The organism is Pseudomonas rhizoryzae (genome assembly GCF_005250615.1).
Classification (GTDB): domain Bacteria; phylum Pseudomonadota; class Gammaproteobacteria; order Pseudomonadales; family Pseudomonadaceae; genus Chryseomonas; species Chryseomonas rhizoryzae.
In genome coordinates this window covers 46,481-58,284 of record NZ_SULM01000004.1, presented here as the reverse complement: position 1 = coordinate 58,284, position 11,804 = coordinate 46,481, and the positions used below count along the sequence as shown (strand labels likewise).

Annotated in this window: 9 protein-coding genes and 1 pseudogene; 8 read left to right on the top strand and 2 right to left on the bottom strand. The window is 66.2% G+C overall.

Going from position 1 to position 11,804, the window contains the following annotated elements; all coding sequences use genetic code 11:
- Nucleotides 1-115 precede the first annotated feature (115 nt).
- The 4 genes and pseudogenes from FAZ11_RS06835 (at nt 116) to FAZ11_RS25150 (ending at nt 3,886) form a co-directional block, all read left to right on the top strand.
- Nucleotides 116-601: a GNAT family N-acetyltransferase gene (locus FAZ11_RS06835; RefSeq protein ID WP_058761032.1), complete on the top strand. Its 486-nt coding sequence runs from the start codon at nt 116-118 to the stop codon at nt 599-601.
- Between the two features lie 961 nt (nt 602-1,562).
- Nucleotides 1,563-2,684 (top strand): annotated as a pseudogene (locus FAZ11_RS25345) (methyl-accepting chemotaxis protein); the annotation flags it as partial.
- Complete coding sequence (locus tag FAZ11_RS25340) at nt 2,670-3,542, top strand: methyl-accepting chemotaxis protein (RefSeq protein ID WP_420849726.1); 873 nt, start codon at nt 2,670-2,672, stop codon at nt 3,540-3,542. The pseudogene FAZ11_RS25345 and the gene FAZ11_RS25340, both read left to right, overlap by 15 nt.
- Before the next feature lie 221 nt (nt 3,543-3,763).
- A complete protein-coding gene (locus FAZ11_RS25150) occupies nt 3,764-3,886 on the top strand; it encodes a hypothetical protein (protein ID WP_257787166.1) in 123 nt (40 codons plus the stop codon).
- Between the two features lie 324 nt (nt 3,887-4,210).
- Here FAZ11_RS25150 and codA read toward each other — a convergent pair whose 3' ends face one another.
- Both codA and codB read right to left on the bottom strand, forming a co-directional pair.
- Nucleotides 4,211-5,452 (bottom strand): cytosine deaminase, encoded by a 1,242-nt coding sequence (gene codA, locus FAZ11_RS06825; protein WP_058783002.1) that lies wholly within the window; start codon nt 5,450-5,452, stop codon nt 4,211-4,213.
- Between the two features lie 11 nt (nt 5,453-5,463).
- Nucleotides 5,464-6,726, bottom strand: a complete 1,263-nt coding sequence (codB, locus tag FAZ11_RS06820) for a cytosine permease (RefSeq protein ID WP_058773977.1) — start codon at nt 6,724-6,726, stop codon at nt 5,464-5,466.
- Nucleotides 6,727-6,924: 198 nt separating this feature from the next.
- Here codB and FAZ11_RS06815 point away from each other — a divergent pair, with 198 nt between their 5' ends.
- From FAZ11_RS06815 to FAZ11_RS06800, 4 genes are all read left to right on the top strand, one after another.
- Entirely contained in the window at nt 6,925-7,842 is a 918-nt protein-coding gene (locus tag FAZ11_RS06815) for a 3-hydroxyacyl-CoA dehydrogenase family protein (RefSeq protein ID WP_058773976.1), read from the top strand.
- The gene (locus tag FAZ11_RS06810; protein WP_058773975.1) at nt 7,839-9,278 is read left to right on the top strand and encodes a sigma-54 interaction domain-containing protein; all 1,440 of its coding nucleotides are present in this window, start codon (nt 7,839-7,841) and stop codon (nt 9,276-9,278) included. The genes FAZ11_RS06815 and FAZ11_RS06810 overlap by 4 nt, the downstream gene beginning before the upstream one ends.
- A 360-nt stretch (nt 9,279-9,638) precedes the next feature.
- Nucleotides 9,639-11,033, top strand: coding sequence for a GntP family permease (locus tag FAZ11_RS06805; protein ID WP_058773974.1), 1,395 nt, complete (start codon nt 9,639-9,641; stop codon nt 11,031-11,033).
- Nucleotides 11,034-11,043: 10 nt separating this feature from the next.
- A complete protein-coding gene (locus FAZ11_RS06800) occupies nt 11,044-11,796 on the top strand; it encodes a 3-hydroxybutyrate dehydrogenase (RefSeq protein ID WP_058773973.1) in 753 nt (250 codons plus the stop codon).
- Nucleotides 11,797-11,804: the final 8 nt, after the last annotated feature.

Sequence of the window (11,804 nt, the reverse complement as noted above, 5' to 3'; positions counted from 1 at the left end):
GGCCGCCTAGGCCGGGCTGGCGATCCAGACCTTTTTCAACGAAGCATCACCGAGCGCAGGCATTTTTCGTGCAGAACCTAGGTCGCCCGCGCGCCATCGACTCAGCAAGGAACCTATGACTTCCCAGATTCGCCCCGCCCGTCGCGCAGACGCGGCCCGTATCCATGCCCTCATCGTCGAACTGGCCGACTACGAGAAGGCCGTTCATGAAGTGCTGGCCAGTCCGGCGCAGATCGAGGCGACGCTGTTCGCCGCCGCTACGCCGACCCGCGCCCTGGTCGCCGAGCACGACGGCCAGGTGGTGGGCTACGCCGTGTATTTCTACAGCTATTCCACCTGGCTGGGCCGCAACGGCATCTACCTGGAAGACCTCTATGTGAGCCCCAGCGCCCGCGGCACCGGCCTGGGCAAGGGCCTGCTGCGCGAACTGGCGCGCGAGGCAGTGGCCAATGACTGCGGCCGCCTGGAATGGAGCGTGCTGGACTGGAACACCCCGGCCATCGACTTTTATGAAAGCCTGGGCGCGAAGGCGCAGGATGAATGGGTGCGCTATCGCCTGGATGGCGCGGCGTTGAGGGATTTCGCGGAAAGCGGCCGTTAGGCCCTGGTAGGCTGGGTTGAGCGTTAGCGAAGCCCAACGCGGCTGGACCCAGCATGGCCACTGTTGGGCTTCGACGATGGAGCCGTCTCAACCCAACCTACGTTGATCGCCGCCACCCAGGGCACATGGTAGGTTGGGTTGAGCGTTAGCGAAGCCCAACGCGGCTGGACCCGGCATGGCCACTGTTGGGCTTCGACGATGGAGCCGTCTCAACCCAACCTACGCTGATCGCGGCCACTCAGAGCACACGGTAGGTTGGGTTGAGCGCAAGCGAAGCCCAACGCGGCTGGACCCGGCATGGCCACTGTTGGGCTTCGACGATGGAGCCGTCTCAACCCAACCTACGCTGATCGCGGCCACTCAGGGCACACGGTAGGTTGGGTTGAGCGCAAGCGAAGCCCAACGGGGCTGGACCCAGCATGGCGACTGTTGGGCTTCGACGATGGAGCCGTCTCAACCCAACCTACGCTGATCGCGGCCACTCAGGGCACATGGTAGGTTGGGTTGAGCGCAAGCGAAGCCCAACGGGTGGGACGCGACCTGTGTAGTGTTGGGCTTATCGCGGCCGTGGGCCGCTCCTACGGGGTCGTCACGGCTTGGTGGGAGTGGCTGTATCGGCGGACCGGAGCGCCATGGCCGCGAGCTGGCCCGTAGGACCCAGAGGTGCGCAGGGCAACCCAACGACTTGCCCCTTGCCCCATCTCGCGGCCTGCAGGAGGGATGGCCATCTGTCATCACATCGGTGCCGAACATCCCTCGCCTGTCAAAGTTGACTAAATTTTCACATTTCTATTGTCAGATTAATCCTGACCGCTCCGCCGTATCTTTCGTGGGCACAGCGCTATCGACCCGTTTGATGTAGGCCCTTCAACCACGCCTTCCAGAAGCCGCTGATAGAGCACTGCCATCCTCTTCCGAGAGGTCATGGGCGCGGAATCACGAATAAAAACGTATTGCGATAATGACAACTGCTTGCGCTGCAGGCAGCTGCCGCTCGCCCTCGAAATCTTCTATCCAGGTAGTCCCCATGCAACACAACGGCTGGAATCTCCTTAGCAACATCAGCGTTCGGGCCAAGCTCACGCTCGGCTTTTCCCTACTCCTCGGCATGATCCTGCTGGTGGCCTATACCGGCTGGCAGGCCACCGACACCCTCCGTAATCGTAGCGAGCGGGCAAGTGACATCTCCGGCTTCAGCACCCTGGCGCGGGACATGCGCATCGAGCGGCTGCTGTACTTCGTCAAGGCCGATGACAGCCAGGCGGGCAAGTGGCTCGCGGCACTGGATAAGACGGAGAAGCAGCTGCTGGCGATTCAGCCCAACTTCAAGTCACCCGTTAACCTGGCCCTGCTCGCGGATACGGAAGCCACCCTCAAAAGGTACCGTGAGTTCTACGAGCAAGCCGTGGCCGCCACCCGCGCGCGCGAAGCGACGCGCAAGGTCGCGTCCGCTGCCGCCGAGGTGGCCAACGAGCAACTCCAGGCCCTGTCCAAGGCGGCCAGCGCGGAAAGCGGTCGCTACGAAGATCGCCAACTGGTCGCCGATCTGTTCCTCAACGTGCAACGGATGCGAATCAACTTCCGCGCCTATGCCTCCCTGCCGAGCCAGGAAACCGAAGAGGCCGCCCGTAGCGCTATCGCCGCGGTGCTGGCGCAAATCAAGGGGCTCGAGTCGACGGACCTGCCGAGTAATGCCGTTCAGAAGCTCGCTGGCGAGATCAATAACTATCAGCAAGAGCTGCAGCACCTGATCGCCGAGCAGGCGGAAGTGGATAAGGCGCAGGGCGCTATCTCGACGTCCATCACGGCCATTCTCACCACGGCCGACAAAATGACCGCGATTCAAAACGATCTCCAGGTCGCCGATGTTGCCGGGGCACGGCAGATGCTCCTGCTTTGGCTCGGCGTGGCCATCGTCCTGGGGCTGCTGAGCGCCTGGCTGATCACCCGCTCCATCGTGAAACCGCTGCAGGAAACCGTTGCCCTGGCCGAGACCGTCGCCACCGGCGACTTCACGCACCAGCAGCCGGTCACGCGCAAAGACGAGCTGGGGGCGCTCCAGGCCAGCATGCAACGGATGACCATCAATTTGCGTGGGTTGATCGGCGAGATGAAGGACGGCGTGGTGCAGGTCGCCAGCGCGGCTGAGGAGTTGTCGGCCGTGACCGAGCAGACCAGCGCCGGCGTGCAGTCGCAGAAGGTCGAGACCGATCAGATCGCCACCGCCATGCAGGAAATGACCGCCACCACCCACGAAGTCGCGCGCAATGCCGGCGAAGCCGCCAAATCCGCTCTGGAAGCCAGCCAGCAAGCCGTGCAGGGCGACGAGGCGGTCAGCAAGGCGGTCGCGCAGATCGAGCTGCTGGCCAGCGAAATGGATGCGACCAAGACCGCCATGACCACGCTGCGTAGCCATGCCGACAGCATCGGCGGGGTACTGGATGTGATCAAGGCGGTGGCCGAGCAGACCAATCTGCTGGCGCTGAATGCGGCCATCGAGGCGGCTCGGGCGGGCGAGGCGGGTCGCGGTTTCGCCGTGGTGGCCGACGAGGTCCGCGGGCTGGCCCAGCGCACCCGTTCTTCGACCGACGAGATCGCGCAGCTCATCACCGGCTTGGGCCAGAGTACCGACCGGATGGCGGCGGTTCTCGAACAGAACGTGCTGCTGACCGACAGCAGCGTGGAACTGTCGCGGGAGGCTGGCGAGATGCTCAAACGCATCACCCAGTCGGTACGCAACATCGAGTCCATGAACGAGCAGATCGCCTGCGCCGCGGAGCAGCAGAGCGCGGTGGGCGAAGAGATCAGCCGCGGCGTGACCAACGTCCGCGACATTTCCGACCAGACCGCCTCCGCCAGTGAAGAAACCGCCTCGTCGAGCATGGAGCTGGCGCGCATTGGCGTTCGCCTGCAAGAAATGACCAGCCGCTTCAAGGTATAGGGCCATTTATCTGACCTGCCCGATCGAGCAGACCGCCCCCTGAAGTGGGCCATTGTCGTGAAGCGGAGCGGTGGGAGCTCCAGTGCTGGGGCTCCCTGATCAGCAGCGGTTAGAGACGACCGCCAGCTCCGGCAGCCTCCTCTGGCCGATATAGAGATGAAGAGCGCTTCATTTAAATAAGAAATTCTTGAACATAACCTCTGGTACGCAAGGGGGCACTCGTGGACAAGTCCCGGAAGGACAAGATAAAGATGCTGGGGATGACGCTCGCCGTGATGATAGTCGGCCTGATCGCCCTATTTTTGGAAGTTATGTTCGAGCTGTCCACGCCGGGAGCTGGATAGGTTGAACACCTGAAGGCTCTCGGGCGCTAGCGTGTTCAGTTATAGGCTGGGTTAAGCGCAGCGAAGCCCAACGGATCGTGCCTTGACGCCGGCCATGCCGGTGCGCCGTAGCGACCGCTCCTACGGTGCCGCGACCTCGTCAGCCGTAGCGTGGAAAACGGCGCAGCCTTTTCCGCTGGGCTTCGTGGCGAGGCGCGCCCTCACCCCGGCCCTCTCCCAGGGGGAGAGGGGGTTGAACGAGCAGGCCTCCAGCCCCCCCCCGCTCCGGCAAGATCGCCGGAATCAGGGTGCGTCCCATGCAGCGGGGCGGTTGCACCCAACTTCTTACAAATCCGCCAACTCCACCTGCGCCGGTCGGCGCTGCATCAACACCTTGCCGTGGCGGATGGAATACAGCGGCAGGCCCTGGCTGCGGACCATCTCGTAGTCGCTGTCGGCGGAGAGCACCAGCAGGTTGGCCAGGCGGCCCTCCTCCAGGCCATAGCGGTCGCCCAAAGACAGCGCCTTGGCGCTGTTGACGGTGACCAGGTCCAGGGCCGATTGCAGGTTGCGATAGCCGAGCATGTGGCAGATGTGCAGGCCCGCTTCCAGCACCCGCAGGATGTTGCCGTTGCCCAGCGGATACCAGGGATCGACGATGGAATCCTGGGCGAAGCAGACGTTGAGGCCGGCTTCCAGCAACTCGTTGACCCGGGTCACGCCGCGGCGCTTGGGAAAGGTGTCGAAGCGGCCCTGCAGGTGGATGCTCTCGGTCGGGCAGGAGATGAAGTTGATGCCGGCGTGGGTCAGCAGGCGGAACAGCTTGGCGCAGTAGGCGTTGTCGTAGGAGCCCATGGCCGTAGTGTGGCTGGCGGTGACCCGCGAGCCCATGCCGCGGCTGCGCGCCTCTTCGGCGAGTACCTCCAGGAAGCGCGAATGGGGATCGTCGGTCTCGTCGCAATGGACGTCCACCAGGCAGCCGGTGCGCTCGGCCAGGTCCATGAGGAATTTCACCGAACTCACGCCCTGGTCGCGGGTGTACTCGAAGTGCGGGATGCCGCCGACCACGTCGGCGCCCAACCGGATGGATTCCTCCATCAGCTCGCGCCCGTTCTTGAAGGACTCGATGCCCTCCTGGGGAAAGGCGACGATCTGCAGGTCGATCAGGTGGCCGGTCTCCTCGCGCACCTCCAGCATGGCCTTGAGCGCGGCGAGGGACGGATCGGTAACGTCCACATGGGTACGCACGTGCTGGATGCCATGGGCGGCCAGGGCGCGGATGGTGCGCGTGGCGCGGGTCTTGGTGTCTTCCTGGGTGATGGTGGCCTTGCGTTCGCCCCAGCATTCGATGCCTTCGAACAGGGTGCCGCTCATGTTCCAGCGCGGCTCGCCGGCGGTGAGGGTGGCGTCGAGGTGGATGTGCGGCTCGACGAAGGGCGGCACCACCAGGTTGCCAGCGGCGTCGATGTCGTCGGGACCCACCGCGGGCGGCATCAGTTGCTCGGCGATGGCGGCGATGCGCCCTCCCTCCAGGCGGATGTCGTACAAGCCTTCGCGGTCACGCAGGCGGGCGTTGAGGATGCGCATGGTCGTTCTCCCTAGAGCGAGGCAGGGGCGGTAGTGCGCCCCCGAGTCAGCCCATTGAACACGCCATAGCCGAGCGCCGCCACCCCGATGCCCACCAGGGGTGCCACCCAGGGTGAGCCGAAGGCGGCGACGGTACCCAGGCCGTAGGCGGCCAGCCCCGGCCAGTTGTAGCGCGGCAGCCGGGCCTCGGCGAGTAGCGGATAGCGGCCGCGATGGCGCAGCCAGTAGTCGGCGACGATCACCCCACCGATGGGCGGGATCACGGTGCCGAGCAGCACCAGATAGGGCACCAGCAGATCGTACATGCCCAGCAGCGCCAGGGCGGTGCCGATCAGGGCGCCGGCCAGGGTCACCGTCTTGCGCCGGTCGGTCCGCACCAGGTTGCAGCCGGCCACGGCGAAGTTGTAGATGGTGTTGTCCTGGGTGCTCCAGATATTGAGCAGCAGCATGGCCAGGGCGGCGGTGGCGAAGCCCTGCAGCATCAGTACCTCCACCACGTCAGGTTGCTGGTAGACGATGGCGCCATAGGCGCCGATCAGCACCATCAGGCCATTGCCGATGAAGAAGCCGATCAGGCTGGCGAGCACCGCCACCCGCGTCGAGCGGGCGAAGCGCGTCCAGTTGGTGGCCTGGGTAGCACCGCTGACGAAGGTGCCGAACACCAGGGTGATGGCGGTGGACAGGTCCAGGCTGGCGCTAGGCTGGATCGCCAGCAAGCCGGCCAGGCCACCGGCCTTGGCGGTGGTCACGCTCATGGACAGGATCAGCAGCAGCGCCATGGCCGGTACGGCGATCCAGGAGAGGATCTCCAGGCCGCGGTAGCCGATATAGGCCGTGGCGCAGAAGCCCAGGCCGAACACGGCCATCAGTGCCAACACCGCGCCCTGCTCCAGGCCGAAGTACTTGCCCAGCACCACCGCGGCGGTGGCGGTGCCCCAGGCGTACCAGCCGACCTGGGTGAAGCCGAGGATGAGGTCGCACAGCTTGCTGCCACGCTCGCCGAAGGCGAAACGCCCCATGAGCACCGAATTGAGGCCACTGCGACAGGCGATATGGCCGAGGGCAGCGGCATAGAGACCCAGCAGCAGGTTGCCGATGGCGATGACCAGCAGCAGGTCGGCGAAGCCGAAGGCCACGCCCAGCTTGCCGCCGGCGAACATGGTGGCGGTGAAGAAGGTGAACCCCAGCAGCACCATGGCCAGGGAGGCCAGGCCCTTGCGGGCATGGGGCGGGACTTCGCTCAGGGGATAGTCGTTGCCGGCGGCGTTGCTCATGACGGACTCCTCGGGATGGGCGTGGCTGTGCTGTAGCAGTGCCCGTGCCAGGGAGCGCCGAAGGGCTTTGCAGAGCCTTCCGCCCGATGGTGACCCGACCGCCGGGGCACGCCCCTGGTGCACCGCCGCGCCCCGTGCCTTGGCCGGGGGCGGTCAAGTGTGAGACGGTTGCCGCGGCTGTCTCACAAGGAAAAGATCATGACCATGCCACGCCTCGCCGTCCTGGGTTCCGGTCTCATGGGCATCGGCATCGCCGTCCATCTCGCGCGCCACGGCCACGCCGTGCGCTTGCAGGACGTCGACCCCGCCCGCCTCGCCGAGGTGCCGGCCACGGCCCGTACCCTGCTCGCCGAACTGGTCGAGGCCGGGATCGCGGTGGACACCGAGGCCGTCATCGACCGTCTGACTACCACCACTGAGCTTAGCGACCTCGCCGACTGCGATCTGCTGTTCGAAGCCGTGCCCGAACGCCTGGAACTCAAGCACCGCCTCTATGCCCAGCTTGAAGACCTGCTGCGACCCGACGCCCTGATCGCCAGCAACACCAGTGGCCTGCCACCGGACGAACTGGCCGCCCACCTGCGCCATCCCGAGCGCCTGCTGATCGCGCACTTCTGGAATCCGCCGCATTTCATTCCCCTGGTGGAGCTGGTCCCCGGCAGCGCCACCCTGCCCGCCCATCTGGAGTCCGTGCGCCTACTGCTGGAAGCCGCCGAACTGGAAGCCGTGGTGTTGCAGCGGGCCATTCCCGGCTTCGTCGGCAATCGCCTGCAATTCGCCCTGCTGCGCGAGGCCCTGCACATCGTGCAGAGCGGCGCGGCCGATGCCGAGACGGTGGACCGGGTGATGCGCGCCTCCCTGGGCCGGCGCTATGCCATGGTCGGTCCGCTGGAAGCGGCGGACATGGGCGGGCTGGATACCTTTCGCGACATCGCCAGCCATCTTTGGCCGACCCTGGCGCGGGATGAAACCCCGCTACAACTGCTGGAGGACCAGGTGGCCGCCGGCCGTACCGGACTGCGCAGCGGCCATGGCTTCTACGACTGGGATGCGGCGCGCCGCGAGCGTATCGTCCAGCGGCGCCTGCACCAGCTGCGCCATGCGCTGAAGCCATGAGCGCCACGCCACCCGGACTGCCGGGCCTGGAAGACTATGCCGGCATCCGCCAGCGGGCGATCCGCTCGCTGTTCGAGATCATCGAGCAGACCAGCAACGGCACGGTGATCGTCGACCGCGAGGCGCGCATCGTCTGGATCAACCAGAGATACGCCCAGCACTTCGGCCTGCCGGATGCCGCCGCGGCCATCGGCCAGCCGGTGGAACAGATCATCCCCCACAGCCTGCTGCGCGAGGTGGCGCGCAATGGCCAGCCGATCCTGCTGGACATGCTGGAGACCCGCAGCGGCCCCCTGGTGGTGATGCGCCTGCCAATCCATACCGACGAGGGCGAATTGATCGGCGCCATCGGCTTTGCCCTGTTCGATCAGTTGCAGCAGTTGGCGCCCCTGGTGACCCGCTACCTGCGCATCCAGGAGGAACTGGCCACCACCCGGCGCTCGTTGCAGCATGCGCGCACCGCCAAATACGGCTTCGGCCATTTCGTCGGCAGCGGTCCGGCCAGCCTGGAGGTCAAGCGGCGTGCTCGCCGCGCCGCCGCCAGCGCGGCCGCGGTACTGCTGTTGGGCGAGACCGGCACCGGCAAGGAGTTGCTGGCCCATGCCATCCACGGCGCCTCGCCACGGGCCGGGCGGCCCTTCGTCAGCATCAACGCCGCCGCCATTCCCGAGAGTCTGCTGGAGGCGGAATTCTTCGGCACCGCACCGGGCGCCTTCACCGGCGCCGAGCGCCGGGCGCGCCCGGGCAAGCTGCAGATCGCCCAGGGCGGCACGCTGTTTCTCGACGAGATCGGCGACATGCCCCTGGCGCTGCAGGCCAAGCTGTTGCGTGTACTGCAGGAGAAGGAGTACGAGCCACTGGGCTCCAACGAGGTACTGGCCTGCGACGTGCGGATGATCGCCGCCACCTCCCGCGACCTGGAAGTCGCGGTCGCCGAGGGGCGCTTCCGCGCCGACCTCTACTACCGGCTCAACGTGCTGCCGATCCGCATCCCGCCCTTGCGTGAGCGCCTGGACGACCTGGGAGTACTGGCCGAAGCCATCCTCGATGGCCTACCCGCCGTGGCTGGGCAGCCAACACCTGAACTCACCGCCGACGGCCTGGCCCTGCTGCAACACCAAGCCTGGCCGGGCAACGTGCGCGAATTGCGCAACGTGCTGGAACGCGCCGTGCTGCTGGGTGACGACAGCCAGTTGGATGCCACGGCGCTGGCGGAGGCCCTGGGCGTTTCTGCCGAACCGCCAGCCAGGCAGCCCGTGGCGAGCGCTACCGGCGAAACCTATGCCGAGGCCCGCCAACGCTTCGACCGGGAATTGTTCCAGGCGACCCTGGCCGCCTGCGGTGGCAGGGTGGACGAAGCCGCGCGGCGCCTGGGTCTGGGGCGGTCTACGCTGTACAAGAAGTTGGTGGCGCTGGGGCTGACTTCTCATACATGAGACAAGTCTCTATGTAGAGACATGCCCGTACGAGAGGCCTACGGCCGCGATAGATCGTCAATCGCGGCCATGGGCCGCTCCTACAGTGTCGAGCCGTAGGTTGCGTTGAGACGGCTCCATCGTCGAAGCCCAACATTGCCGGCATGGGAGCGCTGTTGGGCTTCGCTTCGCTCAACCCAACCTACGGTGTCCCGCTTTTGAGAAAATTTGCCGGCAATTAGCTATCGCTAAAATAAAAGCCCATATAAAACAATGACTTGAGAATCTGGCACGGTTCTGGCTCCTGGTTTGAGGCGATCCCTGTATCGCCCCTATAACAACAAGAACCGCTTCGCCGCAGGCGAAGCTCTAGGAGAAGCCATGAGTGTCCTGATCGCACTCGCCGCCCTGGCGCTGCTGATGTTCGCCGCCTACCGGGGTTTCAGTGTCATCCTCTTCGCCCCTCTCGCCGCCCTCGGCGCCGTCCTGCTCACCGACCCGTCCGCCGTGGCACCCGCCTTCACCGGGGTGTTCATGGACAAGATGGTGGGCTTTCTCAAGCTGTACTTTCCGGTCTTCATGCTCGGTGCCCTGTTCGGCAAGCTGATCGAACTGTCGGGCTTCTCCCGCGCCATCGTCGCCGCGGCCATTCGCCTGCTCGGTCGCGAGCGGGCCATCCCGGTGATCGTCGCGGTCTGCGCCCTGCTCACCTATGGCGGCGTCTCGCTGTTCGTGGTGGTCTTCGCCGTCTATCCCTTCGCCGCCGAGATGTTCCGCCAGAGCGACATCCCCAAGCGGCTGATCCCGGCCACCATCGCCCTGGGCGCCTTCTCCTTCACCATGGATGCCCTGCCCGGCACGCCGCAGATCCAGAACATCATCCCCACCAGCTTCTTCCAGACCACCGCCTGGGCCGCACCCTGGCTGGGCCTGGCCGGTTCGCTGTTCGTCATCGCCGTGGGCCTGACCTACCTTGAGCGCGCCCGGCGCAAGGCCCGGCGCGAGCAGGAAGGCTACGCCAGCGTGCCGCTGCGCAACGAACCCGAGACCGCCGCCGACCTGCCGCTGCCCAATGCCTGGCTGGCCCTGGCGCCACTGGTGCTGGTAGGCGTGCTCAACGGGCTGCTGACCCGCTGGATTCCCGACTGGTATGGCGCCACCAGTACCCTGGCGCTGCCCGGCATGGCCAAGCCCATCACCCAGGAAGTCGCCAAACTCACCGGCATCTGGGCAGTGGAAGGGGCACTGCTGGCGGGCATCCTGCTGGTGCTGGCCACCGGTTTCGGCGCCATCCGCGGCCGGCTGGCCGAGGGCAGCAAGACCGCCGTGTCCGGCGCCCTGCTGGCCGGCATGAACACGGCCTCGGAATACGGCTTCGGCGCGGTGATCGCCGCCCTGCCCGGCTTCGTGCTGTTCGCCCAGGGCCTCAAGGCCATCCCCGATCCGCTGATCAACGAGGCGGTGAGTGTGACCCTGCTGGCCGGTATCACCGGCTCGGCGTCCGGTGGCATGAGCATCGCCCTGGCCGCCATGAGCGACACCTTCATCGCCGCCGCCAACGCGGCCGGCATCCCCCTGGAGGTGCTGCACCGGGTGGCGGCCATGGCCAGCGGCGGCATGGACACCCTGCCGCACAACGGCGCGGTCATCACCCTGCTGGCGGTGACCGGCCTGACCCACCGCGAAGCCTATGGCGGCGTATTCAAGATCACCCTGATCAAGACCGTGGCGGTGTTCTTCGTCATCGGCCTCTACTACCTGACCGGACTCGTCTAAGGAGACAGCCATGGACCTCACCGGCAAGACCGCCCTGGTCACCGGCTCCACCAGCGGCATCGGCCTGGGCATCGCCCAGCGCCTGGCCGCCGCCGGTGCCACCCTCATCCTCAATGGCTTCGGCGATCCCGCGCCGGCCCAGGCTAGCCTGTCCGGCCGCAGCGGCTTCCACGATGCCGACCTGTCCCAGCCGGAAGAAATCGAAGACCTCTTCGCCTATGCGCAGCGCGACTTCGGCGGCGTCGACATCCTGGTCAACAACGCCGGCATCCAGCACGTGGCGCCGGTGGAAGACTTCCCGGTGGAGCGTTGGGACGCGGTGATCGCCCTCAACCTCTCGGCGGTATTCCACACCACCCGCCTGGCCTTGCCAGGCATGCGCGAGCGCGACTGGGGCCGCATCGTCAACATCTCCTCGGTGCACGGCCTAGTGGCCTCCACCGGCAAGGCCGCCTACGTCGCCGCCAAGCACGGGGTGGTGGGCCTGACCAAGGTCACCGCCCTGGAGACCGCCCGCACCGGCATCACCTGCAACGCCCTCTGTCCGGGTTTCGTGCTCACCCCGCTGATCCAGCAGCAGCTGGACAGCCGCGGCAGCGACCCGGACCAGGCCCGTCGCGACCTGCTCAGCGAGAAGCAGCCGTCGCAGGAATTCGTCACCACCGCGCAACTGGGCGAACTGGCGCTGTTCCTCTGCAGCGACGCCGCCGCCCAGGTGCGCGGCGCCGCCTGGACCATGGACGGCGGCTGGACCGCTCAATAATCGACCCG

What these genes read in the sequence shown, in the direction of transcription:
- FAZ11_RS06815 (WP_058773976.1), top strand. Translation starts at nt 6,925, where the DNA reads ATGACCATGCCACGCCTCGCCGTCCTGGGTTCCGGTCTCATGGGCATC.
- codA (WP_058783002.1), bottom strand. Translation starts at nt 5,452, where the DNA reads ATGCGCATCCTCAACGCCCGCCTGCGTGACCGCGAAGGCTTGTACGAC.
- FAZ11_RS06800 (WP_058773973.1), top strand. Translation starts at nt 11,044, where the DNA reads ATGGACCTCACCGGCAAGACCGCCCTGGTCACCGGCTCCACCAGCGGC.
- codB (WP_058773977.1), bottom strand. Translation starts at nt 6,726, where the DNA reads ATGAGCAACGCCGCCGGCAACGACTATCCCCTGAGCGAAGTCCCGCCC.
- FAZ11_RS25340 (WP_420849726.1), top strand. Translation starts at nt 2,670, where the DNA reads ATGCAACGGATGACCATCAATTTGCGTGGGTTGATCGGCGAGATGAAG.
- FAZ11_RS06835 (WP_058761032.1), top strand. Translation starts at nt 116, where the DNA reads ATGACTTCCCAGATTCGCCCCGCCCGTCGCGCAGACGCGGCCCGTATC.
- FAZ11_RS06810 (WP_058773975.1), top strand. Translation starts at nt 7,839, where the DNA reads ATGAGCGCCACGCCACCCGGACTGCCGGGCCTGGAAGACTATGCCGGC.
- FAZ11_RS06805 (WP_058773974.1), top strand. Translation starts at nt 9,639, where the DNA reads ATGAGTGTCCTGATCGCACTCGCCGCCCTGGCGCTGCTGATGTTCGCC.